The following is a 26426-nucleotide window of genomic DNA, read 5'->3' on the forward strand; positions in this document are numbered from 1 at the left end:
AATCGAGGCGGCTCGCTCCTACCTGTGAGGCGTTCCATCGAACGATCGCCCCCACACAGAGGAGACGACCATGAAGCAATTTCACGTTGGACTGCTGATCGTCGCTGGCGCCGCGGGTGCGATGATCGCCACCGCTCCTGCGGCCTTCGCGCTGTCGGAGTCCACCATCAAGAGCGAATGCGCGGCCGCGAACGGCACGTACACCACAACCGTCAGCAACGGCAGCCGCTTCTCGAAGTGCTGCTACAAGGACATCGACGGCAAGAAGTGGTGCGACGTGTATCTCGACGGTGTGTACGAGGGCACGGACCCGGCCAAGGTGCAGGTGGAACCGCCGCGTCCGCCTCGCGCGCTCCCTCCGGCTGTGGTCACCCCGCCCTCGATGGCCGCGGTGGGGTACGAATGACGGGTGCCCGCCCCGACCGTCCTGCTGCTGTCCACCTCTGACACCGACCTGATCACGGCACGCTCCAGCCGGGCCGCATACCGGTGGGCGAACCCGTCTCGGCTGGACATCGATGAGCTGCGGGAGCTGCTCGCTGGCGTCGACGTGGCCGTCGTGCGCATCCTCGGCGGGTACCGAGCCTGGCAAGACGGCATCGACGCAATGCGGGCCAGTGGCGTGCCGACGGTGCTGGTAAGCGGTGAGCAGGCACCGGACGCGGATTTGATGGACCGTTCTACGGTGCCCGCCGGGATCGCGGTGCAGACGCACCTGTACCTGGCCCACGGCGGCGTCGAGAACCTGCGCCAACTGCACGCCTTCCTGTCCGACACCCTGCTGATGACGGGGTACGGCTTCGCGCCGCCCACCCCGTCGCCGACGTGGGGTCGGCTCGACTGGGCGTCGCCGCATGCCGACGGGCCGACGATCGCGGTGCTTTACTACCGCGCACAGCATCTGGCCGGCAACACCGGCTACGTGCAGGCGCTGTGCCGGGCCATCGAGAACGCCGGCGGTCGCGCACTTCCGGTGTACTGCGCATCGTTGCGGACCGCCGAACCCGAATTGATCGAAGCGCTGGCGGCCGCCGACGCGATGGTGGTGACTGTGCTGGCGGCCGGCGGAGCGGTTCCCGCCGGCGCATCGGCCGGCGGTGACGACGACAGCTGGAACGTCGAACACCTTGCCGCCCTTGACATTCCGATCCTTCAGGGGCTGTGCCTGACCAGCCCGCGGGCCGCGTGGGAGTCCAACGACGACGGGCTGAGCCCTCTCGACGTAGCCAGCCAGGTGGCGGTGCCCGAATTCGACGGCCGGATCATCACAGTTCCGTTCTCGTTCAAGGAGATCGACGACGAAGGACTGATTTCCTACGTGCCCGACGACGAGCGGTGCGCCCGAGTCGCCGGGATCGCGATGCGGCAGGCGATGCTGCGCCGCGTTGCGCCGGGCGACAAGCGGGTGGCTGTCGTGTTCTCCGCCTATCCCACCAAGCACGCGCGGATCGGCAACGCCGTCGGGCTGGATACGCCGGCAAGCGCGATTGCGCTGCTGGACGCGATGCGCCGGCACGGTTATCGGATCGGTGACATTCCCGGGTTGGATGCGGGCGATGGCGACGCGCTGATGCACGCGCTGATCGAACGCGGAGGACAAGATCCCGACTGGCTGACCGAGGGACACCTGGCCGGCAACCCGATCCGCGTGGCGGCCCGCGATTACCGCGAGTGGTTCGATACGTTGCCCCGGTCGTTCGCCGAACAGGTGCAGCAGCACTGGGGGCCGCCGCCCGGCGAGTTGTTCGTCGACCGCAGCATCGATCCCGACGGCGAAATCGTTGTCGCCGCAATACGATCCGACAACGTCGTGCTGATGGTGCAGCCGCCCCGCGGATTCGGCGACAACCCGGTGGCGATTTACCACGATCCCGACCTGCCGCCCAGCCACCACTACCTGGCCGCATATCACTGGCTGCGCACGGGATTCAAAGCCCACGCGATCGTGCATCTGGGCAAACACGGCAACCTCGAATGGCTGCCCGGCAAGACTCTCGGCATGTCGGCAGCGTGCGGTCCCGACGCTGCGCTGGGCGATCTGCCGCTGATCTACCCGTTTTTGGTCAACGACCCGGGGGAGGGCACGCAAGCCAAACGGCGTGCGCACGCGGTGCTGGTCGACCACCTGATCCCCCCGATGGCGCGGGCCGAAAGCTACGGCGACATCGCTCGGTTGGAGCAGCTGCTCGACGAGCATGCCAACATCGCTGCCCTGGACCCTGCGAAACTGCCCGCGGTGCGGCAGCAGATCTGGACGCTGCTGCAAGCCGCCAAGCTCGACCACGACCTCGGCCTCACCGAACGGCCCGCCGACGAGCAGTTCGACGACATCCTGCTGCATGTCGACGGCTGGCTGTGCGAGATCAAGGACGTCCAAATCCGCGACGGGCTGCACATTCTCGGTCGTACGCCGGAAGGCGAACAGCTGCTGGACCTGGTGCTGGCGATTCTGCGGGCCCGGCAGCTCTTTGCGGGCGACCAGTCGCTGCCCGGTCTGCGGCAAGCCCTGGGACTCCCCGACGACGCCACCGACCGTGCCGACGTCGACGCGGTCGAAGCCGACGCCCGGGCTCTGCTGGCCGGATTGCAGAAAGCCGGCTGGGATCCGTCGGCCGTGGACGGCCTGACCGACCAGCCGGATGTCGCGCGGATCCTGCGGTTCGCCGCCACGCAGGTGGTGCCGCGGTTGGCTTCCACGGCGGCCGAGATCGAGCAGGTGCTGCGCGCGCTGGACGGGCGGTTCATCGCGGCCGGACCGTCGGGTTCGCCGTTGCGCGGGCTGGTCAATGTGCTCCCGACGGGACGCAACTTCTACTCCGTCGACCCCAAGGCCGTGCCGTCGCGGCTCGCGTGGGAAACCGGTGCCGCACTGGCAGATTCACTGCTGGCGCGCTACCGCGACGAGTTCGGCGATTGGCCGCGGTCGGTCGGCCTGTCGGTGTGGGGCACGTCGGCGATGCGCACCTCCGGCGACGACATCGCCGAAGTACTTGCGCTGCTCGGCATCCGGCCGCGGTGGGACGAGGCGTCGAGGCGGGTGACGGGACTGGAAGCGATCTCCCTCGCCGAGCTCGGCCGGCCGCGTATCGACGTGACGGTGCGCATCTCGGGCTTTTTCCGAGACGCCTTCCCGCACGTGGTGGCGATGCTCGACGACGCGGTGCGACTGGCGGCCGGTCTTGACGAACCCGCGGACCGCAACTACGTCCGCGCCCACGCCCAGGCCGATCTGGCTCAGCACGGCGACGAAAGACGGGCAACCACAAGGGTTTTCGGATCGAAGCCGGGGACCTACGGCGCCGGGCTGCTGCAGCTGATCGACAGCCGCGCCTGGCGCACCGATGCCGACCTCGCCCAGGTCTACACGGCGTGGGGCGGGTTCGCCTACGGCCGCGGACTCGACGGTGCGCCGGCGGCTGATGACATGGCTCGGCAATACCGGCGAATAGCGGTGGCGGCCAAGAACACCGACACCCGCGAACATGACATCGCCGACTCCGACGACTATTTCCAGTACCACGGCGGGATGGTGGCCACCGTGCGCGCCCTCACCGGCCGCGACCCGGCGGCCTACATCGGCGACAACACCCGTCCCGAGGCGGTGCGCACCCGCAGCCTGGCGGAGGAGACATCGCGGGTCTTTCGTGCCCGCGTCACCAATCCGCGGTGGATGGCCGCGATGCGACGCCACGGCTACAAGGGCGCGTTCGAGATGGCCGCCACCGTCGACTACCTCTTCGGCTATGACGCCACCGCAGGCGTAGTGGCGGACTGGATGTATGAGCGGCTGGCCGAGCAGTACGTCTTCGACGACGTGAACCGCAAATTCATGGCGGAGTCCAACCCATGGGCCTTGCACGGCATGGCCGAGCGGCTGCTCGAAGCCGTCAGCCGCGGCATGTGGGCACAACCGCAGGCGGCGACGGTCGACGGGCTCAAGCAGGTCCTGCTGGAAACCGAGGGCGAGCTCGAAGCCTGAGCAGTTTCGCGTCGAATTCAACGCTATGGCGTGCCCTTCTCGCACTTTCTCTGCATAGCGTTGAATTCGCTGGAGCCGCGACCGCACCGCTAGGTTGGAGCGGTGCCGACCACATTCGAGGACGTCGCCAAGTCCAAGTACATCCTGCTGACGACGTTCACGAAGGACGGCCGGTCCAAGCCGACGCCCATCTGGGCAGCACCTGATGGCGACCGGCTGCTCGTCATCACTGAAGCCGACTCCTGGAAGGTCAAGCGAATCCGCAATAACCCCCGCGTCACACTGGCAACCTGTGACGTCAAGGGCACTCCGAAAAGCGACCCCGTCGACGCCACCGCGACCATCCTCGACAGGTCGCAGACGAATCTGGTGTACGACGCGATCGGCAAGCGCTACGGCCTGATGGGCAAGGTGTTCAACCTGTTCAGCAAGTACGTGCGCGGCGGCATGCGCAAGAACGTCGGCCTCGAGCTGAAGGCGGCCTGACAGATGACCACCTTCGACGACGTCGCCGGCTCCGAGTACATCCTGCTCACCACGTTCACCAAGGACGGCAGGCCGAAACCGTCGGCGATCTGGGCGGTTCGCGACGGTGACCGACTGCTCGTCATCACCGACGACGACTCCTGGAAGGTGAAGCGAATTCGCAACACCCCGAGGGTCACCATCGCCAAGAGCAGCGGCCTCGGCAAGCCCAAGAGCGACCCGGTCGAAGCCGTCGCGCGGGTACTTCCGAAATCCGAGACGCACGCGGTCTACCAAGCGATCCTCAAGCGCTACTGGTATCACGCGTGGTGGTTCTACGCGCACACGTTGCTGCGCGGAGGCATCGACAAGGTGCACGTCGGCCTCGAGATCACCCCGGCCGGCTAGGAACCGAAACCCGGCGTGGCACGTTCTGCTCACATGGTGATTCGGTGGTTCTGGCTCTACGTCGTCCTCGAGCTCGCGGCCGTGGTTGGGCTCGGCTGGGCCATCGGAGTGGGCTGGACACTGCTGCTCGTGCTGGCGTCGTTCGTCGGCGGTGTCGCGCTGGCCGGCTCGCAGGCCGAACGGCATATCCGCCGTTTCCGCAGCGGGCTCGTCACCGCCCAGGGCGCACTCACCGACGGGGCGCTGATCGCGCTCGGCACCGTGTTGGTCGTCATCCCGGGAATCGTCACCACCGCGCTCGGATTGCTGTTGTTGCTCCCACCGACTCGAGCGGCCGCCCGCCCGATGGTGGCGGCGCTCGTGGGCAAACGCGTCCCGCTCATCGCGCAGCGGCGCGACTACGTCGACGGCGAGGTCGTCGACGTAGTCGACTACGAGCCGCCGGCCCTACCGCGCACCCCTTGACCACACTGCTGCTCGGCGGCCGGGTGCACAGCCCGACGCACCCTGAAGCGACCGCACTTGCTGTTCTCGACGGCGTCGTCGCCTGGCTGGGCAGCGACACTGCCGGCCGAGACGCGTTCCCGGGCGCCGAGGTGGTCCACCTCGACGGCGCGCTCGTCACCCCCGCGTTCGTCGACAGCCACGTCCACACCACTGCCACCGGGCTCACGTTGACCGGACTCGACTTGCGGCCCGCCACCTCCTTGCAGCACTGCCTGGCACTGCTGCGCGGTTTCGCCCGTGCCCACCAGAACGGGGTGATCTGGGGCCACGGCTGGGACGAGTCGGCATGGCCGCAGCCGAATGCACCCACGACTGACGACGTCGACGCGGCCGTCGGGGGCCGGCCGGCGTATCTGGCGAGGGTCGACGTCCACTCCGCGGCCGCGTCCACCGCGCTGCGTGCGCTCGCGCCAAACTTGCGGCATTGCAAGGGGTTTCATCCTCAGGCGGCGCTGACCGCAGATGCGCACCACGCCGTAAGGGCCCTCGCGCGCAGTCTGCTCACCGCCGCGCAGCGGGCACAGGCACGGCTTGCGGCGCTCGACGCGGCCGCCGCGCTCGGAATCGTCGCCGTCCACGAATGCGCCGGCCCTGACATCGGCGGCCTCGAGGACTGGCAAGAGCTACGCATCACCACCCACGGCGTCGAGGTCGTCGGCTATTGGGGTGAGGCGGTCAGCGATGCCGACCACGCGGCCGATCTGCTGGCCCGCACCGGGGCGCGCGGCCTGGCCGGCGACCTCTTCGTCGACGGGGCTCTCGGCTCGCACACCGCATGGCTGACCCAGCCGTACGCCGACGTCCGCCACTGCCCCAACCCGCATGGCAACTGCTACCTCGCCCCAGAAGAGATCGCCTCGCACGTGCTCGCATGCACGCAGGCGGGCATCCCGGCGGGCTTCCACGCGATCGGTGACGCGGCGGTCACGGCGGTGGTCGACGCGATTGCCGCGGCCGTCGACCGCTGCGGGCGCACAGCCGTCGCTCGATGCGGGCATCGCGTCGAGCACTTGGAGATGGTCGACGCACAGCAGGCCCGCAAGCTGGCCGAGTGGGGCGTGACCGCAAGCGTGCAGCCCAATTTCGACGCGCTCTGGGGTGGCGACGACGGCATGTACGCCGCGCGGCTGGGCGCTCACCGAGCGCGCCGGTGCAACCCGCTGGCGCTGTTAGCATCCGAAGGCGTGTCCCTAGCGTTCGGCTCAGACACCCCGGTGACCAGCATGAATCCCTGGAAAACGGTGCGTGCCGCCGTGCACCACCGAACGCCGCGCAGTGGGATTTCGACCGAGGCCGCGCTGGCCGCGGCCACCCGCGGCGGCTGGCGGGCTGCCGGCGTCCGCGACGGCCTGGCCGGAACGCTGACACCCGGTGCGCCCGCCTCCTTCGCCGTGTGGGACGTGCCGTCGTTGCCCCGACTCGATCCCGACGACCCACTGCCGCGCTGCCTGCAGACCGTGCACTGCGGCGAGGTCATATATGGCTGACGCCCGCGTGCTCGAGCGGCTCGGCCCCGGCGTCCTGAACCGGATACCTCAGCTCGCGGCGGCCGTCGGCGCGGGCCTGCTGATGTGCGTGAGCTTTCCGCCGTTCGGTTGGTGGTACTGCGCAGTCGTCGCGTTCGCGATGCTGGGCTGGGTGCTGCTGCGGAATACCACCACGGCGCTCGGCGGCTTCGGCTACGGCTTTTTGTCCGGCCTCGCGTTCTACATCCCACTGCTGCCGTGGACTGGCGAACTGGTCGGCGCGGTGCCGTGGCTGGCGCTGTCAGCGGTGCAGGCGGTGTTCCCGGGACTGTTCGGTGCGACCGCCGTCGCGGTCAGGCGGCTACCCGGCTGGGCCGTCTGGTTCGCCGCGCTGTGGGTGGGAGCCGAATGGCTCAAGAGCAGTGTGCCGTTCGGCGGATTCCCTTGGGGCGTCGTGGCATTCGGACAGACCGACGGTCCGATGCTGTCGTTGGTTCGGCTCGGCGGAGTTCCGCTGCTGTCGTTCGCGATCGCGCTTACCGGGTTCAGCATCACCGCGCTGGTCCTCGAAGTCGTGCACTGGTGGCCGCGTCGCGGCGACACCCCGCCGCGCGTGCTGCTGCCCGGCATGTGCATCGCCGTCGTGCTGTTCGCCGTCGCGGCGACCTGGCCCGGGGTGCGCCAGTCCGGCAGCGGTGCCGACACCGACCGAACAATCACCGTCGCCGCGATCCAGGGCAACGTGCCGCGGCTCGGCCTCGACTTCAACGCCCAGCGGCGAGCCGTGCTCGATTACCACGTCCGCGAAACCGTCCGCCTCGCCGACGACGTGCGGGCTGGCCGCGCCCCGCAGCCGCAGCTAGTGATCTGGCCGGAGAACTCGTCGGACATCGACCCGCTGCGCAATCCTGATGCAGCACAAGAGATTTCGACTGCCGCCGCGGTCATCCGCGCGCCGATTCTGGTCGGTGCGGTGCTGCAGCGGCCGGACTACTCCGAAGATAACCCGGCGTCGACGAACACCGTGATCGTCTGGGACGCCGGGCGTGGGCCGGGGGAGCGGCACGACAAGCAGATCGTGCAGCCGTTCGGCGAGTACCTGCCCTGGCGCGGATTGTTCTCCCATCTGTCGCCGTACGCCGAGCGCGCAGGCTACTTCGTGCCGGTCGACGGTGACGGGGTCGTGCACGCCGCAGGGGTGCCGATCGGCGTCACGACGTGCTGGGAGGTGATCTTCGACCGGGCCGCCCGGGAGTCCGTCGTCAACGGCGCGCAGCTGCTGGCGGTGCCCACCAACAACGCTTTGTTCGGCCAGCCGATGAGCGAGCAGCAGCTGGCCTTCGCGAAGGTCCGCGCCGTCGAGCACGACCGGTATGCCGTTGTGGCAGGCACCACAGGGATCAGCGCGATCATCGCCCCGGACGGCCATGAGGTGGCCCGCACGGACTTCTTCGAACCCGCCTACCTGGTAAAACAGGTGCACCTGAAAACGCATTTGACCCCTGCGACGCGGTGGGGACCGGTCGTGTTGTGGGTGCTGATCGCAATCGGCGGTGCCGCCCTGCTCGCCGGAATACTGCACAATGGGTGGTTCATACGTCGGCTCCGGCCGGGCGGTAAAGACAAAGGAGCGTCATGACCACCGGAAGCCCCGGCGGCCAACCAAGCCAGCGGACGTTGGCGATCATCCCGACCTACAACGAACGCGAGAACCTGCCGCTGATCGTGCAGCGGCTGCAGAACGCGCGGCCCGACGTGCATATCCTGATCGTCGACGACGGCAGCCCCGACGGCACCGGCGAGCTCGCCGACCAGCTCTCCGCGGCCGACCCCGCACGCATCCACGTCATGCACCGCACCGCCAAGGACGGATTGGGCGCGGCATACCTGGCCGGCTTCGCCTGGGGCCTGGCCCGGCAGTACTCGGTTCTCGTCGAGATGGACGCCGACGGTAGCCACGCCCCGGAGGAGTTGTCGCGGTTGCTCGACGCAATCGACGCGGGTGCCGACCTGGCGATCGGCTCCCGCTACGTCGAAGGTGGGCAGGTGCGCAACTGGCCGTGGCGCCGGCTGGTGCTATCGCGCACCGCGAACTGGTACTCGCGCACACTGCTGGGCACCAGCGTCAACGACATCACGGCCGGCTACCGCGCGTATCGCCGGGAGGTGCTGGAGACGATCGACCTGTCGGCCGTCGAGTCGAAAGGCTACTGCTTCCAGATCGACCTGACCTGGCGCACGATCAACAACGGCTTCACCGTGGTCGAGGTGCCCATCACGTTCGTCGAACGCGAACTCGGCGTCTCCAAGATGAGCGGGTCGAATATCCGCGAGGCGATCGTCAAGGTCGCTCAATGGGGCATCCAGGGGCGCCGAGACCGCGCGCGTGGAACCGCCCCCGCCCAGCGGCTCAGCCCGGGTGGTTGATACGCGGCTCAGCCGCGGTGGTTGACTGCGCGGCTCAGCCGCGGCGGCGCTGGCGGATGATCTCCAGCCGCTCCTTGAGCAGCTCGTCGAGCTCCTCGATGGTGCGGCGCTCGAGCAGCATGTCCCAGTGCGTGCGGGGCGGCTTGACCTTCTTCGGCTCGGGGAGGTCGCCTTCGATCAGCGTGCCCTCCATGCCGTTGCGGCACAGCCAGGTGCCGGGGATTTCGGCGTCGTCGGCGAACGGTACCTCGAACTCTTCGCCGTTCTCGGTGCGATACCGCGCGATCTGACGCGGCGCCAGGTCGTGGTTGCGGTCGGTCTCATAGCTCACGGCACCGAGCCGGCTGCCTCTCAGGACTCGATCAGCCATCGTCAACACTCTCCATCTGTTGCATGTCCGCGCAATTACCCAGGTAAGCAACGCAGAAGGTGCGCTGGCAGTTCCCACGCGGTGGGCGACGCGACCTCCAGGATACCGGGCTTGCGCTGAAAAGCCGCTTAGAGTCATCAGGCGGTGACTACTTCTGCCCCTCGCATCCGCGGCGTCCGCCGCGCGCAACCGTGCCGCTGGTGCGGTCGCGACGTCGCCGACGCAGGAATCGGTCGCAAGCGCCAATACTGTCGCCAGTCGTGCCGCCAGCGGGCCTATGAGCACCGCGCTGCCGTGAAGGGCACCACTTTGCCTGCCGACGCGGTGGTGCTCTCCGCCGAGGAAGCCGCCCGCTGGTCCGACCGGCTTTACCAGCTGCGCTGCGCGGCAGAAGACGTCGCAACCGCACTCGACGAGGGCGCGGACAAGGCCGAATTGCGGGAACTGTGCGGCGCGTTGCTGGATGCGGCCAAAGCGGCCGACGGGTGGCGCTGAGCGCCTCTGACGTTAGTTGCCCATCGCCTGCGGGTACCTGGCAGCGGTGAACCCAGCCGAGGAGTTGCAAGCCGTCGCCCGACGACTGTTCGGTTGGCAAGAGCTCCGGCCGGACCAGCTCGACGGCATGCGGGCGATCCTTGCCGGCCGCGACGTCCTGGCGGTGCTTCCGACCGGATTCGGCAAATCGGCGATCTACCAGGTGCCGTCGGTCCTGACCGACGGCACCACACTGGTGATCTCGCCGCTGATCGCGTTGCAGCAGGATCAGATCGCCGCGCTGGAGGCCACCGACGAGCTCGAGGCCGTCGCGATCAACTCACGCCAGCGCGCCGCGCAGGCCGAGGAGAGCTGGGCCGCGGTTCGACACCAAGAGGCCGACTACGTCTTCTTGGCGCCTGAGCAGCTCGCCAAAGACGCTGTGCTGGAAGAACTTTCGCACGGACGGGTGTCGCTCGTCGTGGTCGACGAAGCGCACTGCGTCTCGTCGTGGGGACACGACTTCCGGCCGAGCTACCTGCGCATCCCCGACGCGCTCGCGCGCCTGGGCCGGCCGCCGGTGCTCGCACTCACCGCAACCGCGAGCCCGGTCGTGCGCCGCGAGATCGTCGAGCATCTTCACCTGCGCGACCCTGTCGAGATCGCCGGCGGCTTCGACCGGCCCAACATCCGCCTCGAGGTGCACCACCATCTGCACGACGACGACAAACGTGGCGCTGTGCTGGCCGCCGCCCTGGAACTGGACGGCCCCGGCCTGCTGTACACGGCCACCCGCAAAGACGCCGAGTTCTACGCCCGCGAACTGGCCGAGCGCGGCCGTCGCAGCGCGGTCTACCACGCGGGGCTGTCCGCCGCCGAACGCGAAACGGTGCACGCGGGATTCGGCGCTGACGAGTACGACGTGGTCGCCGCGACGTCGGCGTTCGGGATGGGCATCGACAAACCGAACGTGCGGTTCGTCATCCACGCGTCGGTTCCCGATTCGGTGGACAGCTACTACCAGCAGATCGGTCGCGCCGGCCGAGACGGCCACGAGGCGCTGGCCCGGTTGTTCTATCGGCCCGAAGACCTTTCTCTGGCAAGGTTTTTCACGACTCAGCGGCCCGACGACGCGTTGTTGCGGGCGGTGTACGACGCGCTCGGCGACAAGCCGAAACGGCTCAAACACCTGGGCGCTGAGCTGGATGTGCGTGGCCGCAAGCTGACCAATGCCGTCAACCTGCTCGAGCAGGCCGGCGCGATCACAAGCACCAAGAAGGGCTTTCGCGCCAGCGGTCAGGACGCCGCCCTCGCGGTGGCTCGCGCACTGGAGGTGGCCGACGTCGCCGAGCGGGTGGACCGCACCCGTGTCGAGATGATGCGCGGCTACGCCGAGGCACGCGACTGCCGACGGCGCTTTTTGCTGAGCTATTTCGGCGAGACGCTCGCCGAGCCCTGCGGCAACTGCGACCAGTGCACGGAGGGGGACACCACGTCCGCGCGCGACGAGGCAGCCGGGTTCGCTGTGGACGCGGAGGTGCAGCATCGCGAGTGGGGACGCGGCGTGGTGATCGGAGCAGAAGAGGACCGGCTCACCGTGCTGTTCGACGACTACGGCTACCGCACGTTGTCGGTGGCTGCGATCCGCGACAGCGACCTGCTGCGTCCTGCCCGCGCTGCAGGCTGACCAGCGAAACGCGGTCTCGAGGCGAGTCCCAACCGGCCGGACGGCTACGGCTTCGCTACCGTCGAAGGATGGCCGATGGCAATGTGCGAGTAACCATCACGAGCGGCACCGTCGAAGGGCACACGAGTGGTGGGGTGACCAGATGGCGGGCCATCCCGTACGCGCGCCCGCCCGTGGGCCGGCTGCGGTACCGAGCCCCGCAACCGCCGATCCCTTGGCGCGGGGTGCGGTACTGCCACGACTTCGCGTTCTGCGCCCCGCAGCGTCGCCGGTACACGCTCATCGGCTTGAACAAATATCAACCTGTCAGCGAGGACTGTCTGACGCTCAACGTGGTAGCCCCTGCCACGCCGTCGGACGAGCCGCTGCCGGTGATGTTCTTCATCCACGGCGGCGGCTACATGCTGGGCAGCTCGGCCACACCGCTGTACGACGGCGCGGCACTGGCTCGCCGCGGCTGCGTGTACGTCTCGGTGAACTACCGGCTCGGTGCACTCGGCTGTCTTGACTTGTCGTCGCTGTCCACTCCCGAGCACCCGATCGAGAACAACCTGTTCCTGCGTGACCTGGTGCTGGCCCTGCAGTGGGTGCACGACAACATCGGCCATTTCGGGGGAGACCCGAATCGAGTGACGATCTTCGGCGAGAGCGCCGGCGCGCACGCGGTCGCCACGCTGCTCGCGGTGCCGGCCGCCGAGGGCCTGTTCGCGGGCGCGATCTCGGAAAGCCCTGCCAGCGGCATGGTGGTCAGCGCCGAAGCCGCCCCCCGGTTCGCCGCCAAGTTCGCCGAGCTGCTGGGGGTCGACCGGCGTGATGCCGCCGCCACGCTGATGCACGCTGAGCCGCGCCGCTTGGTCAAAGCCTGCGACCAGCTGCTCGAGCATTCAGTTCAGGACATGTCCGGCGGATCGTTCGCCCTCGGCCCGACCGTCGACGGCGATTACCTGCCCCGCGATCCGGTGCAGGCGATGGCGCGCGGCGAGGCGCACCGGGTTCCCGTAGTGGTCGGCAACAACGCCGAAGAGTCGCGGCTGTTCACCCGCTGGTTGAAGATGATGCCGACGACGGAGCGGGCGCTCGAGCGACTGCTCGCCGACATCGACCCCGCCGCCCGCGAACGCATCCAAGCCGCCTACCCGGGCTATCCGCACCCCGACGAGTGCATGCGGCTGTCCGCCGACATGTTCTTCGGGTCGGCAGCGTGGCAGATCGCCGAGGCGCACAGCAAGCACGCGCCCACCTACATGTACCGGTATGACTACGCGCCCCGGACGCTGGCGTGGAGCGGGCTGGGCGCCACGCATGCGATGGAGCTGCTGGCTGTGTTCGACATGTACCGCACTCGGCTGGGGTCTCTGCTGACCGTGGCCGGGGATCGGCGTTCGGCGCTGCGGGTGAGCAACAACATCCAGTCGCGGTGGCGGCGGTTCAGCCGCACCGGCGTGCCGGGCCAGGGCTGGCCCAGCTACGACCACAACCGCGCGGTCATGGTCTTCGACAAGCACTCGCGGGTGGAATACGACCCGTACCCCGCCCGCCGCGAGGCCTGGCAGGACTTCAGCCTCGCCCGATAGGTCGGCACATGTCTGCGCTTCAGAGTCCATTCGGCAACTACCAGTTCGAGATCTATCTCAAGGGCATGGCCGGCCAGACGCCGGCCTTCCCGATGAGCTGGACCGAGCTCGAAGTGCAGGCGTCGGCGGCGATGGACGCCGGTGCCAACGGCTACGTGTTCGGCAGCGCGGGCACCGAGGACACCGAACGGGAGAACAGGGCGGCTTTCAATCGGCACCGGATCGTGCCACGCATGTTGCGTGACGTGTCGGTACGCGACCTTCGCACTGAGCTTTTCGGCGTCAAGCACGCGGCACCGGTGCTGCTGGCGCCGGTGGGCGTGCAGTCGATCGTGCACCCCGACGGTGAGATCGCCGCCGCCCGCGGTGCCGCCGCCGCGGGAATCGGCTTCGTCGCATCCACCGCGGCGTCGTACTCGATGGAAGAAATCGCCGCTGCCGGCGCCGAGGTGCCCCGCTGGTATCAGCTGTACTGGCCCAAGGATCCCGAACTGACCGCAAGCTTCGTCGCACGCGCGACAGCCGCCGGGTACGGCGCATTAGTCGTGACGCTGGACACCGGGCTGCTGGCATGGCGTCCCCGCGACTTGCAGACCGCTTACCTGCCGTTCCTGCAGTCGGTGGGCATCGCAAACTACTTGTCGGACCCCGTGTTTCGCGCCGCGCTGCCGACACCACCGGAAGAGGATCCGACGGCCGCGGTGCTGCACTTCGTCAGCGTGTTCAGTAATCCCGCCATGAGTTGGGCCGATCTGGCTGCGCTGCGCGAAATGACCGACATGCCGATCGTCTTGAAGGGCATCTTGCATCCCGACGACGCGCGGCTGGCCCGTGACCACGGCGTGCAAGGCGTGGTGGTGTCGAACCACGGTGGGCGGCAGGTGGACGGCGCCGTCGCGGCGCTCGACGCGCTGCCCGACGTGGTGGACGCAGTCGGCGACCAACTCACCGTGCTGTTCGACAGCGGCATACGCTCCGGTGCCGACGTGGTCAAAGCGCTGGCCCTGGGGGCCAGCGCGGTGCTGCTGGGCCGCCCGTATCTGTGGGGGATGGCGCTGCAGGGTGCCGACGGCGTGGCGCAGGTGATCCGCAACCTGCTCGCGGAAGTCGATCTGACACTGGCACTTTCGGGCCATGCGTCACCGCGAACACTCAATCGCGATGTGCTGCGCACCCGCTCGGCTTAGGGTCGGACAATGCGAGCCGCCGAGGTGACCGCCGAGTGGTTGAGCGCCCAGCTGCACGCTGAGGTTTCACAGTTCGATGTGCAGCGCATCGGAACCGGCCAGATGAGCGAGTGCTATCGCGTCGCGTTGCGCTACGTGAACGCCGCGGCAGGTCCCGATTCGGTGGTTCTCAAGGTCGCCGCCGCTGACCCGGTGAGCAGCCAAACCGGTTTCGCGCTGGGCCTTTACGAGCGCGAGGTCCGGTTCTACGCCGAGGTGGCCCCGCGGCTGGTGGGGCCGATCGCACCGTGCTACCACGCGTCGTTCGACGGGCAAGCGCAGACGTTCGCACTGCTGCTCGGTGACGCCGGACCCGCGGAAGTCGGCGACGAGATCGCCGGCACGTCGGTGGATCGGGCGCGGCTGGCGGTGTCCGAACTCGGCCGCCTGCAAGGACCCACGATCGGCGACCCGGCGCTCGCCGGAGCCGACTGGCTCAACCGCGAATCGCCGATCAGCCAAGCGATGCTGGCCCAGCTGTACGCCGGGTTCGCCGAGCGCTACACAGACCGGATCGCGCCGCGCCACCGGGAGGTTTGCGAGCGTCTGGTCGCCAGCTTCGACGCGTACGCGGCCGCCGAAACGCAGACGCCGCAAGGTCTGATACACGGCGACTACCGGCTCGACAACATGCTGTTCGGCCTCGAAGGTGCCGACCGGCCGCTGACCGTGGTCGACTGGCAGACCGTCAGCTGGGGGCCGGCCATGACCGACCTCGCATACTTTCTGGGATGCGCGCTGCCGGTGCCGTTGCGACGCGCGCACGCCGACGAACTGACAGCGCACTACCACACGGCGCTGGGGGCGGCCAGCGCACTGACACTTGCCGACGTGCGCGAAGGAGTGCGGCGGCAGAGCTTCTTCGGGGTGATGATGGCGATCGTGTCGCCGATGCTGGTGACTCGCACAGATCGCGGCGACGAGATGTTCATGACCATGATCGCGCGGCACTGCGAGCAGGTGCTCGACACCGACGCGCTTGCGCTGCTGCCGGAACCCGTTGCCTCCCAACCTCTTACCCCTGCAGCGGCCGACGAGTTCGCGCACCCTACCGGAGTGGAGCCGCTGTGGAACGAAAGCTGGTATTGCGATTTCGTCGACCCGGCGCAGCGCATCGGAGGATATGTGCGGCTGGGGCTGACACCGAATGAGGGCGTGGCCTGGTTCACCGCCCTGTTGTGCGGCCCTGAGCAACCGACGGTCGCGGTGATCGACTTCGCCGCCCCGATCGACGACCCATATAGCGTCAACACCGACGCGTTCGATTTCGCGCATACGATCGTCTCGCCGCTGCAGCGGTACCGGCTGGTGCTCAACGGCCACGGTCAACTGCACGACGATCCCGCCGCGTTGCTGCGCGGAGAGCCCGGCCGCGACGTCGAGGTCAGCATGGATCTGGAGTGGGTCACGGCCGGGACGCCGTATCAGTACCGCGTCACGTCACGCTACGAAATCCCTTGCGCGGTAACAGGAACCGTCATTATCGGCGGCCAGCACACGAGAATCGATGCAGTGCCCGGACAGCGCGACCACTCGTGGGGGGTGCGCGACTGGTGGGGGATGGATTGGGTGTGGAGCGCCTTGCACCTCACCGACGGCACCCACCTGCACGCCGTTGACATCCGACTGCCCGGCGCCCCGCCCTTCGGCGTCGGCTACCTGCAACCGCCTGGCGCTCAACTGACCGAGCTGCAATCGATCAGCGCGCGAGCATCGTTCGGCCCCAACGGTTTACCGCTGACGACCGCGATCATCTACGACGACCTGGAGGTGGCCGCCGACATTCGAGGTCACGCCCCGTTGAGGTTGCAAGCCCCCGACGGCCGAGTGGCATGGTTCGCACGCGCATGGGCAGCGGTCACCACGTCCGACGGGCGCGACGGTGTCGGCTGGATCGAGTGGAACCGCAACGACGTCGACTAGATGACCTGCCTTCAGCGCTACCTCACCTTCGCCGCCGCGATCCTGGTGACGGGTGTTCTCAGCGGTGTGGCCGGCGGCTTCACCACCGTGTTGGTGCGGGCGATCGAACACCTCACCTACGGCTATCTGCAGGGTCCGCTGCTCACGGGCGTGAAAGACGCCTCGATACCACGGCGATTACTCGGACCTGCGCTCGGCTGCGCACTGGCCGGTGCGGGTTGGTGGCTACTGCGACGCAGGACAACAGTGCCCGGTCTGACCGAGTCCATCCGGCAAGGCCGCCCTTTTGCCCAGGGTCCGATGGCCGCTGACGCGCTGTTGCAGGTCTTGGCCGTCGGCTCCGGTGCCTCACTGGGGCGCGAGCAGGCGCCTCGACTCTTCGCGGCCGCATCGACTGAGCTGTTGATTCGGCTGGGATCGCTTGCGCCAGCGCAGCGTCGAATTCTGCTCGGCAGTGCAGCCGGTGCGGGCTTGGCCGCGGTATACAACGTGCCTGCGGCCGGCGTGCTGTTTGCCTTGGGCATCGTGTTGCGCAGCTGGCGGCCGTTGCCGGTGCTGGTGGCGGTGGCGTCGTCGTGCATCGCCACGGTGACCGTGTGGCCCATCACCCACGGCGCGCCCACATTCGTTTGGCCGGACACTTCCTTCACATGGAAGGCCTTCCTGTTCGCAATCACCGCGATGCCGCTTGCCGCGCTCGTGGGCACGGCGTTCAACCGGCTGATCGCTCACGCTCGGGCGAAGGCGCCTGCGACGTCGTGGCTTGTGATACCGGCGATCAGTCTGGCCGGACTGGTCACGGGCACGGCATCGATCTGGATGCCACAGATGCCGGGCAACGGTAGGAGCATCGTGCTGGAAAGCCTCGCCGGCGGCGACACGCTGATCGGGGTGAGCGTGGCGGTGGTGCTCAAGCCGGTTCTGACGGCGTTGTTCATCCGCGCCGGCGCAGTGGGGGGCATGCTCACGCCGGCATTGTCGACGGGCGTCGCAACCGGCGCCTGTGTGGCGCTGGCCGTCAACCACCTGGGTGGTGAGGCCAGTGTTCCCACGCTGGCCTTGATCGGAGGCGCCGCCGTTCTCGGCATCACGCAGCATGCACCGGTTTTCGCGGCCGTGTTCACCGCCGAACTGACCCATCCGCCACTCGAAGTATGGGTGATGCTGCTGTTTGCCGCAGTCGGCGCCCACGCGGTGCGAGCCGCGGTGGTGCGGCGGCGCTCGATGACCAGGATTCCCGCCGAGCACTGAGTCGTCACAAATCTGTAAGCGTCGGGTCGCAGGCAACGGGTATGCGGGCGTCATGGGTGAACAAGAATTCCACAAGGGTGACAAGGTGACCTGGAAGAGTCACGGCAGCACCGCAGAAGGCACCGTCGAGGAGAAGATCACGTCTGACACGACGGCTGCCAAGCGCAAAGTGCGGGCTTCTGAGGACGAACCGCAATACCGGGTACGCAGCGACAAGAGCGGCAACGACGCGGTGCACAAGCCAGAAGCGTTGCACAAGAAGAAATCCACGTGACATGGCCGATGACGACGCCAAGACCTGGAGAGAATTCCGCGATGCCGTCAACATGACGGCCTCGGAATTACAGCGATGGCTTGATACTGACGAGTCGAAGAGTGTTGGGCAGAAGTCAGGAGGGTCAGAATCAACCGGCCATGAAAGCGGCCGGCGCATCGTCGCGATCCTCAAATCGAAGAAGTCGGAGCTGACCGACCACGACTTCGCCCATATGCGCAAGGTCGTCGGCTACACCAAACGCCATCTGGCGCAACGCCCTTCAGGGTCCGTGAATGACACCGCCTGGCGGTATTCGCTGATGAACTGGGGCCACGATCCGACGAAATGAGCGTCAGGCCAGGTGAGCGCTGCCGTCGCCGAGGTCGTCACGGCCGAGCCCCATTGGCGTCATCTCCGGGATGTCGCCGCCGGCGATGACGCGCCGCGTGATCGGCGTCAGCGCCTGGAAAAGCGTCTCGACTTCGTCATCGTCGAGCGCGTCGAGCGCGGCCAGCGCCAGGCGGTCTGTTTCCGTTTCCAGCCGATTTTTCAGTTCGATGCCCGCAGCGGTGAGCGTCCCGGTGTCGTCGAGTAATCCCCTTGCGGCCAAAGCTCTTTCGTGCTCCTGCCACGACGCCTCGTCGTAATCCCGGGTCCGCATGAGGTATTCGCGCGGCACTTTCCCGGCTGCGGCATGCAGCACATTGGCCTGCCGCCCCGAGATGGATGCCGCGGTCAGCAATGCGACGTGGCCGTCGCCGCGGTGCTCGCGCAACAAGGTGCAGGCGTGCCACAGCGCCGCGGCCGGCTCGTCGGGCCAGGGCAGCGCCTTGTTGGCCGCGAACAGTGGGCGGCCGTCGACGCCCAGATGCGCGGCGGCCCGGCGGGCGAGACCTGCTGCGGTGCGCACGGCGTCGTCGTCGCTGATTCCGTAACGGCGCAGCGCCGCGACAGCCGAGTCGTAGCGTGCCTGCAGCACCGCGTCGGGGCCGGCGACCGCCCATGCGCCGGTCAGCGACTTGGCCACCCGCTGCGGTGCGAAGTTGTAGAACACCGCGGTCACCACCTCGGGTGCGACCTTGCCGAGCGGTGCTGACCTCGCCGCGAAGTACCCCATCCAAAATCCGCGGTAGCCGAGCCCGTCGAGCGCGGCTCGAGCCTCGGGCGCGAAGTACGTCACGGCGTGCACGGGTTCGAAGCGGTTGAAGAAACGTCGCGCGAGTTCAGGCTGTCGGTCCACAGTGCGAGTTAACCTCAGGCATGCGGCCGATCGTCGTGATGGGCGTGTCCGGATCCGGCAAATCGACCGTGGGTGCCGCGTTGGCGCAGCGGCTCGGCGTGCCGTTCGCCGACGCTGACGACTTTCATCCCGCCGCCAACATCGCGAAGATGGCCGCGGGCATCGCACTCGACGACGAGGACCGCTTTCCCTGGCTTGACGCGATCGGCCGCTGGCTGGCCGATCGCTGCGACACCGGCGGGGTGATGAGCTGCTCTGCGCTCAAACGCAAATACCGGGATCAGCTGCGAAGCCATTGTGCGCGAACGACCTTCGTCCATCTGAGCGGATCTCCCGAAGTGATCGCCGCGCGGCAGGCGAGCCGGCCCGGCCACTTCATGCCCGCGTCGCTGATGGCCTCGCAATTCGCCACGCTGGAACCGCTGCAACCCGACGAGCACGGCATGACCCTCGACGTCGGCCACGACATCGACTCGATCGTCGCCGATTATCTGGCCTCCGCGCAGGAGAGGGGCACCCGGTGACGCGCACATTGCTGGCCGCCGACATGCCTGCGCCGGTGGCAGCATGGTGGCAGCTGATCCTCGCAGCGGCGGCGGGCATCGCGCTGATCGTCGTGCTGATCACCGCTGTCAAGCTGCATCCCTTCCTGGCGTTGATCTTCGGGAGCCTCGCGGTGGGCAGTGTGGCCGGCGAGAGCCCGGAGAAGGTGCTCAAGTCGTTCGCCGACGGCTTCGGCTCCACCGCGGCCGGAGTCGGAATCCTCATCGCGCTCGGTGCGATGTTCGCCAAGTTGCTCGCCGACTCCGGCGGCGCCGACGAGATCGTCGACACGATCGTCGGACACGCATCGCCGCGCGCTCTGCCCTGGGCGATGGCACTCGTCGGCGCGATCATCGGACTGCCGATGTTCTTCGAGATCGGCCTCGTGCTTCTGATGCCGGTGATTTACCTGGTGGCGCGGCGGTCGCAGTTGTCGCTGATCGCCGTCGGCATTCCCGCGCTCGCCGGGTTGTCGGCGATGCACGGCCTGGTGCCGCCGCACCCTGGACCGCTGGTGGCGATCGCGAACTTGCATGCCGACCTGGGCGTCACGCTGGCGCTCGGAGTCATGGTGGCGATACCCACCGTGATCGTCGCTGGTCCGTTGTTCGGCATGCTGGCCGGGCGCTGGGTGGTGGTCGACGTGCCCGCGACCTTCTCCACCGAACGCCCCGGTCCCGCACCGGTCGACGAAGTACGCGTCGACGGTCCCGAACGGCGTTGGCGCCGACCGTCTTTCGGTATCACGCTGTTCTCGGTGCTGCTGCCCGTCGTGTTGATGTTGGGCAAGGCCGTGGCGGACATCTTCATCGACAACGACAATCAGCCTATCCGTGTGGTGTTCGACGTTCTCGGGACGCCGCTGCTGGCATTGCTGATCGCGGTCGTGGTCGGGATGTTCACCTTCGGCGCGGGGGTCGGCATGTCGCGTGCCGAAGTGGCGACCTGCATCGAGTCCGGCTTGCCGCCAGTGGCCGGCATCATCTTGATCGTCGCCGCCGGCGGCGGTTTCAAGCAGATCTTGGTCGACACCGGAATCGGCACCATGCTCGCCGACTGGGCCAAGGGCGCACACGTCTCCGTGCTGCTGCTGGCATGGGTGATCGCCGTGTTGATCCGGCTGGCCACCGGCTCTGCCACGGTCGCGACGGTCACAGCCTCGTCGTTGATGCTGGGTCTGGTCGAGGGAATGAGCAGCGGTCAGGTGGCGCTGGTAGTGCTCGCGGTGGGCGCCGGTTCGCTGTTCTTCTCGCACGTCAACGACGCCGGATTCTGGCTTGTGAACCAGTATTTCGGCATGACGGTAGGACAAACCATCAAGACGTGGTCATTGATGGAGACGCTGTTGTCCGTCGTGGGCTTCGTGCTGGTGCTGTTGCTGGGGCTGGTGATCTGACGCCCGGCTCAGGCGAATTGCTCGTCGAGCCGCTTTTGCGCCTGCTTGGCCGCTTTGTCGGCCCGCTTCTGTGCCTCCTTGCTCAGCTTGTCGGCACGCTTGCGGGCCTTCTTGGCGGCCTTCTTACTCTGCTTCCTGGCGGTTTCGGCCAAGTCGGCGCCGCGCTCGCGTGCCACATCGGCCCAGTCGGACCCACGCTCGCGGGCCAGGTCAGCCCAGTCGGCGCCGCGCTCACGCGCCACTTCGGCAAGCTCGGCGCCGCGTTCACGGGCGACCTCGGCAAGCTCCGCCCCACGCTCGCGGGCGACCTCGAGTAGGGGAGAGACCCGCTCACCGGCGACGTCGGCGAGCTCGCGGCCGCGCTCGGCGCCTGTCTGCAAGCCTTGGCTGACCTTCTCGCCGACGGTGCCGAGCAACGCGCCGCCGGAGGCTGCGCCTACTGGCAACGCCGCCGACACCGCTTCGGATGCCCGCTTCGCGGCCCGACGGCCCCGCCAGCCGAGCGACGGCTTGCCCTCGGTATCCACCGACGCGATCATCAGCCCGCCAAGCAGGCTGAGATCGGTCAGGAAATCTCGCCGCTGTTGCGCTTTGCGCTGCGGATCGGTTTCGGTCCAGAACAGATGTCCGCCAAGGCTTCCCGGCACCACCGTGAGCGCCAGCGCCGCCGACGCAAGCCGCGGCAGTTTGCCGCTGGCCAACAACAGACCGCCACCGATCTGTACTCCGGCGGTCACCCGGGCCAATGTGAGGGGATCTTGAGCGACCTTGCTCGCCGCGGATGGCGGCAGTTTCTGCAAGCCCTCGGCGGTCGGACGGGCCGTCTCGGCCGCCTCCTCGGGGCTGCGAAGAGCCTCGATCCCTTGGCCAATGAACACAGCTGACAGCAGCGGACGCGCAACTCTGCGAACTAGCATGCCTCCGAATAACCTTCCTTCTCGCTTCGCAAACCCGACATCAGTGCTGTCCCGGCGCGTGGTTGTCGGTGACGCGTTGAAACACCGGCACCGCGATCCACAGGAACGCCATCGCCACGGCCGCGCATGCGCCGCCCACCCATCCGGCCGCCGCGCCGTACACCGCATAGAAGATCACGATGGTGACGCCGATCATCGCGATACCCAGCAGCACAACGCCGGCGATCGCGCACCGATGCGCGGTGGACACCAGCGTCCGCAGGCGCCGCTGCCGGAACAGTACGCGGTGAATGACCACTGGAGCGACCAGTAGCAGCGTGGCGCCGATGGAACACACCACCGTCGCCAGATACACATCCTTGATGACGTCGCTCAACGCAGAGAACCGCTGCTGGAACGGAAGCGTCAACAGAAAACCGGTGACCAGCTGGGCGCCGGTCTGGGTGACACGCAGTTCCTGCAGCAAGTTGCTCCAATTGCGGTCCAGCCGTTCGGATTCGCTTTCGTGCCGGGCGGAGTCATCCCACTGCTGATCGCGTTCCGGGTGGTCGACGTCCACGAAGTCATTCTTACCCGCGGATGCCGTATCGCAGTAGCACGGTCCCGGCGCGGAAGGATTTCGGTCGGTCCAGTAGCCGCAGCTGCGGGCGGCTGTCGGACGGAAACAACGGCCGCCCACGGCCCTGGATCGCCGGGTAGACGAACAAGCGGTACTCGTCGACCAGCCCTGCGCTGATCAGTGTGTGGACGAGTGTGATGCTGCCGGTGAGCACGATGTCCTTGCCCGGCTGTCTCTTCAGCGCGCGCACCTGCGGCACGGGATCGCCGCGCAGCACTGTCGAGTTCTCCCATTCCGGGTCGTCCAGTGTCGACGAAACCACGTATTTGGCAACGGAACTCAGATAGTCGGTGATCCCCGTTCGGTCGTCGGTTCGAGCGGGCCAATAGTTGCGGAACGCTTCGAAGGTTTCCCGACCCAGCAGCAGCGCATCAGACTGGGCATCCTGACGGTGCGTCTCTTCGAGCAGTTCGTCGTCCTGCGACGCGGGGTCGAACCAGTCGTCGAGCATCTCGATCGAGCCGTCCAACGTCATGTTCTGCGTGATGACGAGCGTGCGCATGGCTTACCCTTCAGGAGTCGGTTACCAGTAGTGACCGCGCCGGCGCACAAATATCATCGGTTCCCCGCAGTCAGGGGCGACCTTCGTGGCCTTCCCGCCCGTGCGTGCGGCGGCTCTCCTTCATCTCGGCTTCGAACACGTGGCGCCTGCCGCCCTGCAGTTCGTCACGCACCTGTTTCTCGTGGCGACGGAATACCGTCCAATAGTCGTCGTCGAATTCTTCGACGATCTGGAACGTCCAGCGGCCGTAAAGCACGTTGCGTCCCACCAGCTCGGCCTGCAGCCGATCCGCGACAGGGCCGTGCCCGGCCTCGCGGAGCTTGTCGCACGCCTCGCCGAGGAGGAGATCGGCGCGCCCCATCAGCTGATGAAAGGTATAGAGGTGGCCGCGGGCGCGTTCCACCCACTCCAGCGCTTCGGACACCGCGCCCACCGCTTCGACGGTCGCGTCGTCGACACCGGGAGGTCGACGGTGGTCGTCACGGGTCACGCTATCTGCATCTGTGTCGGTCATGGCCGAGCCGTACCCGCTGCGTACGTGCAGCGAACTTTTCGTCACATTCCGGTTAGCGTTCGTGAAGCCGCCGGAATCAACTGCCGGTCACCGCGGCGTAGAGGGCATTGATCTGCTCGGTCTGTCGATCCGGGAGAGTGGGCCATGATTTGACGTTGTCGAGCAGCGACTGCGGCGGGTTGATCAGCGGGTTCGAGGCCAGCTTGGGATCGATCTTGTTGAGTTCGTCGGCCATGCCGGACAGCACCGGCACGTAGTGGGTGTGGGCAATCAGCTTGGCGTAGTTGGCCCGGTCGTAGACATAGTTGATCCAGGCCTCGGCCCAGTCCTGATGCTGAGTGGTGTATGGGATGACCATGGTGTCGATGAAAGCCGTTCCGCCCGTTCGCGGCATCACGAACTGCAGATCTGGGTTGTCCGCTTGCATTTGTACGACATCACCCGAATACGCTTGGGCCACAATCACGTTGCCGGCGGCCAGGTCGCTGGTGTAGTCATTGCCGGTGAAGTTTCGCACCTGTCCCTTGTCTTTTTGCTGCCTGACGAGGTCGACCGCTTTGCGCACGGCCTCGACAGTCGGGTCTTCCGGTGAATTGCCTTGCGACAGCATGATCATGCCCAGTCCGTCCTGCGGGTCGGAGAACAAACTGACCTTGCCTTTGAATGCCGGGTCCCACAGGTCGTCGACGGTTGTGATGTCGCGGCCCGTGGCGGCCCTGTTGTAGGCCAGACCCACCAACCCAGACATGTAGGGCGCGCTGAAGTTGCGGCCGGGGTCCAACGTGGCGTTGAGGAGATCGGGCCGCATGTTCTTCAAGTTGGGGATGTTGGCGTCGTTGAAGTCGTTGAGCCAACCGAGGTTGCGTAGCCGGCCCACCATGAACGACGTCGGCACCACCAGGTCGCAGCCGATGTCCTGCTTACGTGACAGTGCGTCTTTGACTTTTGCGAACCATTCCTCGTCGTCGTTGAAGTCCTCCTTGTAGTCGACGGTGATGCCGGTCGTGTTCTGGAATCCGGCGATGAATCCGTCGACCATGTAGAAGGGCCAGTTCGAGATCCGAAGCGAGGTGGACACCGGTCCGCTGGACCGGTTGGGGGTGCTACCGCAGGCGGCGAGGAACGACGGGCCCAGAGCCACTGCCGTCGCGGCGGCGGCACCGCAACCAAGGAACTGTCGGCGGCTGCTGGGTGGCATCCAAGCATCTCCTCGAGATCTTCGAATGGGGAATGTCGGTGGCTGACACCACATGGCGCTCGGTTCGGTCCACCTTCGCTGAAACCACCAGCGTCCGCAACCACGTCCGGCCGGCGTGCCCATCGGAAACGGTTGTCGACGCCCCTCTTGGAAGAGGCGAGTAGATTGCGCAGTCATCCGGCGTGGAGGAGGACCTATGAAGCTGCAGGACGCGTTGGACGCGATGTCGGCGGATGGCCGACCCGCTCATGTTTACAGCGAGCCGTACCACACCTCCGACGGGGCGACGATCATCGCTGTGTCCAAGGTCCGCGGCAGGATTGGGGGGCACGGCGACGCCGTCGCCGTGCGCGCAAAGCCGGTGGGACTGTTCGTCATTCGCGGGGCCGACGTGAAATGGCAAGCTGCGGTCGACGCAACGCCGATTGCGCTGATCGGCGTGCTCACGGGTTTTGTCGCGGCAACGCTGGGGACAGCGGCGATGATCCGTCGTCCGCCATGGCCGGATCTGAGGGGCACGGTCGGCTAGGCGCCGTGCCGGCAAGCCGCAGACGCTCGAAGAACAGCTGGCCGAGGCTGGTACGCGGCCGCACCACGGCCAGCCATATCAGCAGAGCAGCAACAGGAACGCCGATCCACCAACCGAGCAGGTGAATCAGCACGCTCGCGACGATCGCCGAACCCAACGCGCCGACGAACACGAACGCGAGCACGCTGACCACAATCTCGGCGACGCCGGGCGGATGATGCACGTCGGCTAGCCGGTAACCCTCGACGAGCCACGACGTCATGATCCACAGCAGCACCACGACGATCACCGACATACCGGCCAATGTCAGCGCCACCGGCGACGTCAACCACCGGCCCGCGCGCTCGACCGCGTCACCGGGTGACACATGGCGCGGCCACGACGCGAACACCGCTCGGTCGGCTGAGAAGAAGCGTTGATAGCCGCGGCCGTCCCAGCCGTGTACCAGGATGAAGAACATCCCGAAATAGCCGACGCCGACTTGCAGCCCCGCCGCGTAGCGCCGACCGGCGCGAATCAGCCTTGCGGTCACCCAGTAGCCGAGGATGCCTTGGCTCACGTTGGTGATCGCAAACAGCGTCACCAGCCATGCCGGTAGCGACGCGTGATCCCGCGCGACTTGCATTGTCTCCCAATCCGGAAACGCCCGCAGCAGGTATGCACCGCTGGGCGCAAACAGCAAGGCGCAGTAGAGCACCGCGACGAAAAGGTAAGGCGACGAGAAATATCGCTGCCATCCGAGGCTTTCGGCGCCGGCGGGGCGGTCCTTGGCCAGCGCGATCTGGTGGGTCGCGGCCGCGGCGAACCCCGCACCGATGCCGTAGGCCCAGAAAACGTCCACCTCGACCATGCGAACCTCCCGTGTCGCTGTTGGAACGGCGCGTCTATCCCAGCCGGGCGAACCCGGCAGCGTCAACCCTGGACCACGTTGCGGAGGTGCGGCGACATGTTATGT

27 protein-coding genes are annotated in these 26426 nt (G+C 67.3%); 19 read left to right on the top strand and 8 right to left on the bottom strand.

Annotated elements, in window-relative coordinates; translation table 11 throughout:
- Positions 1–70 precede the first annotated feature (70 nt).
- The 8 genes from AC5Y4N_RS17570 to AC5Y4N_RS17605 all read left to right on the top strand — a co-directional run bounded on the left by AC5Y4N_RS17570 (position 71) and on the right by AC5Y4N_RS17605 (position 9252).
- A complete protein-coding gene (locus AC5Y4N_RS17570; protein ID WP_499908150.1) occupies positions 71–406 on the top strand; it encodes a hypothetical protein in 336 nt (111 codons plus the stop codon).
- A 3-nt stretch (positions 407–409) separates the two neighbouring features.
- Positions 410–3979, top strand: a complete 3570-nt coding sequence (gene cobN / locus AC5Y4N_RS17575; protein WP_499908151.1) for a cobaltochelatase subunit CobN — start codon at positions 410–412, stop codon at positions 3977–3979.
- 102 nt (positions 3980–4081) lie between these two features.
- The gene (locus tag AC5Y4N_RS17580; protein WP_499908152.1) at positions 4082–4465 is read left to right on the top strand and encodes a PPOX class F420-dependent oxidoreductase; all 384 of its coding nucleotides are present in this window, start codon (positions 4082–4084) and stop codon (positions 4463–4465) included.
- 3 nt (positions 4466–4468) lie between these two features.
- Positions 4469–4852, top strand: a complete 384-nt coding sequence (locus AC5Y4N_RS17585) for a PPOX class F420-dependent oxidoreductase (protein WP_499908153.1) — start codon at positions 4469–4471, stop codon at positions 4850–4852.
- Positions 4853–4885: 33 nt separating this feature from the next.
- Positions 4886–5317, top strand: coding sequence for an FxsA family protein (locus AC5Y4N_RS17590; protein WP_499908154.1), 432 nt, complete (start codon positions 4886–4888; stop codon positions 5315–5317).
- Positions 5314–6846, top strand: coding sequence for an amidohydrolase (locus tag AC5Y4N_RS17595; protein WP_499908155.1), 1533 nt, complete (start codon positions 5314–5316; stop codon positions 6844–6846). The genes AC5Y4N_RS17590 and AC5Y4N_RS17595 overlap by 4 nt, the downstream gene beginning before the upstream one ends.
- Positions 6839–8464, top strand: coding sequence for an apolipoprotein N-acyltransferase (gene lnt, locus AC5Y4N_RS17600; protein ID WP_499908156.1), 1626 nt, complete (start codon positions 6839–6841; stop codon positions 8462–8464). Before AC5Y4N_RS17595 ends, lnt begins: the two co-directional genes overlap by 8 nt.
- Positions 8461–9252 (top strand): polyprenol monophosphomannose synthase, encoded by a 792-nt coding sequence (locus AC5Y4N_RS17605; protein ID WP_499908157.1) that lies wholly within the window; start codon positions 8461–8463, stop codon positions 9250–9252. Before lnt ends, AC5Y4N_RS17605 begins: the two co-directional genes overlap by 4 nt.
- Positions 9253–9286: 34 nt before the next feature.
- On the opposite strand, the gene rbpA is transcribed toward AC5Y4N_RS17605, so the two are convergent.
- On the bottom strand, positions 9287–9622 hold the full coding sequence (gene rbpA / locus AC5Y4N_RS17610) for an RNA polymerase-binding protein RbpA (RefSeq protein ID WP_499908158.1): 336 nt from the start codon (positions 9620–9622) through the stop codon (positions 9287–9289).
- A gap of 165 nt (positions 9623–9787) precedes the next feature.
- On the opposite strand from rbpA, the gene AC5Y4N_RS17615 reads away from it, so the two are divergent.
- From AC5Y4N_RS17615 to AC5Y4N_RS17650, 8 genes are all read left to right on the top strand, one after another.
- Positions 9788–10117, top strand: a complete 330-nt coding sequence (locus AC5Y4N_RS17615; protein WP_499908689.1) for a hypothetical protein — start codon at positions 9788–9790, stop codon at positions 10115–10117.
- A 46-nt stretch (positions 10118–10163) separates the two neighbouring features.
- Positions 10164–11783, top strand: a complete 1620-nt coding sequence (locus AC5Y4N_RS17620) for a RecQ family ATP-dependent DNA helicase (RefSeq protein WP_499908159.1) — start codon at positions 10164–10166, stop codon at positions 11781–11783.
- Between the two features lie 68 nt (positions 11784–11851).
- A complete protein-coding gene (locus AC5Y4N_RS17625) occupies positions 11852–13357 on the top strand; it encodes a carboxylesterase/lipase family protein (protein ID WP_499908160.1) in 1506 nt (501 codons plus the stop codon).
- A gap of 8 nt (positions 13358–13365) precedes the next feature.
- Positions 13366–14544, top strand: coding sequence for a lactate 2-monooxygenase (locus tag AC5Y4N_RS17630; protein WP_499908161.1), 1179 nt, complete (start codon positions 13366–13368; stop codon positions 14542–14544).
- A gap of 9 nt (positions 14545–14553) precedes the next feature.
- Entirely contained in the window at positions 14554–16506 is a 1953-nt protein-coding gene (locus AC5Y4N_RS17635) for a DUF7064 domain-containing protein (RefSeq protein ID WP_499908162.1), read from the top strand.
- Positions 16507–17757 (top strand): chloride channel protein, encoded by a 1251-nt coding sequence (locus AC5Y4N_RS17640; protein WP_499908163.1) that lies wholly within the window; start codon positions 16507–16509, stop codon positions 17755–17757. It begins immediately after the preceding gene.
- A gap of 52 nt (positions 17758–17809) precedes the next feature.
- Complete coding sequence (locus AC5Y4N_RS17645; protein WP_499908164.1) at positions 17810–18031, top strand: hypervirulence associated TUDOR domain-containing protein; 222 nt, start codon at positions 17810–17812, stop codon at positions 18029–18031.
- A 1-nt stretch (position 18032) separates the two neighbouring features.
- Positions 18033–18362, top strand: a complete 330-nt coding sequence (locus tag AC5Y4N_RS17650; RefSeq protein WP_499908165.1) for a DUF3140 domain-containing protein — start codon at positions 18033–18035, stop codon at positions 18360–18362.
- A gap of 3 nt (positions 18363–18365) precedes the next feature.
- On the opposite strand, the gene AC5Y4N_RS17655 is transcribed toward AC5Y4N_RS17650, so the two are convergent.
- The gene (locus AC5Y4N_RS17655) at positions 18366–19253 is read right to left on the bottom strand and encodes an SCO6745 family protein (RefSeq protein ID WP_499908166.1); all 888 of its coding nucleotides are present in this window, start codon (positions 19251–19253) and stop codon (positions 18366–18368) included.
- Positions 19254–19273: 20 nt separating this feature from the next.
- On the opposite strand from AC5Y4N_RS17655, the gene AC5Y4N_RS17660 reads away from it, so the two are divergent.
- Complete coding sequence (locus AC5Y4N_RS17660) at positions 19274–19777, top strand: gluconokinase (protein WP_499908167.1); 504 nt, start codon at positions 19274–19276, stop codon at positions 19775–19777.
- A gap of 23 nt (positions 19778–19800) precedes the next feature.
- Positions 19801–21192 carry a GntP family permease gene (locus AC5Y4N_RS17665; protein ID WP_499908691.1) on the top strand — a complete coding sequence of 464 codons (1392 nt, stop codon included), beginning with the start codon at positions 19801–19803 and terminating at the stop codon, positions 21190–21192.
- A gap of 8 nt (positions 21193–21200) precedes the next feature.
- Here AC5Y4N_RS17665 and AC5Y4N_RS17670 read toward each other — a convergent pair whose 3' ends face one another.
- From AC5Y4N_RS17670 to AC5Y4N_RS17690, 5 genes are all read right to left on the bottom strand, one after another.
- Positions 21201–22109, bottom strand: coding sequence for a DoxX family membrane protein (locus AC5Y4N_RS17670; protein WP_499908168.1), 909 nt, complete (start codon positions 22107–22109; stop codon positions 21201–21203).
- 40 nt (positions 22110–22149) lie between these two features.
- Complete coding sequence (locus AC5Y4N_RS17675; protein WP_499908169.1) at positions 22150–22668, bottom strand: DUF6328 family protein; 519 nt, start codon at positions 22666–22668, stop codon at positions 22150–22152.
- A 10-nt stretch (positions 22669–22678) separates the two neighbouring features.
- Complete coding sequence (locus tag AC5Y4N_RS17680) at positions 22679–23230, bottom strand: dihydrofolate reductase family protein (RefSeq protein ID WP_499908170.1); 552 nt, start codon at positions 23228–23230, stop codon at positions 22679–22681.
- Positions 23231–23300: 70 nt separating this feature from the next.
- Entirely contained in the window at positions 23301–23744 is a 444-nt protein-coding gene (locus AC5Y4N_RS17685) for a hypothetical protein (RefSeq protein ID WP_499908171.1), read from the bottom strand.
- A gap of 76 nt (positions 23745–23820) precedes the next feature.
- Positions 23821–24942 (bottom strand): ABC transporter substrate-binding protein, encoded by a 1122-nt coding sequence (locus AC5Y4N_RS17690; RefSeq protein ID WP_499908172.1) that lies wholly within the window; start codon positions 24940–24942, stop codon positions 23821–23823.
- Between the two features lie 196 nt (positions 24943–25138).
- Between AC5Y4N_RS17690 and AC5Y4N_RS17695 the strand changes: the two genes are divergently transcribed.
- A complete protein-coding gene (locus AC5Y4N_RS17695; protein WP_499908173.1) occupies positions 25139–25471 on the top strand; it encodes a hypothetical protein in 333 nt (110 codons plus the stop codon).
- Here AC5Y4N_RS17695 and AC5Y4N_RS17700 read toward each other — a convergent pair.
- Positions 25386–26321, bottom strand: a complete 936-nt coding sequence (locus AC5Y4N_RS17700) for a hypothetical protein (protein ID WP_499908174.1) — start codon at positions 26319–26321, stop codon at positions 25386–25388. The genes AC5Y4N_RS17695 and AC5Y4N_RS17700 overlap by 86 nt on opposite strands.
- Positions 26322–26426: the final 105 nt, after the last annotated feature.

The sequence above is a fragment of the Mycobacterium sp. NGS19 genome, assembly GCF_059813155.1.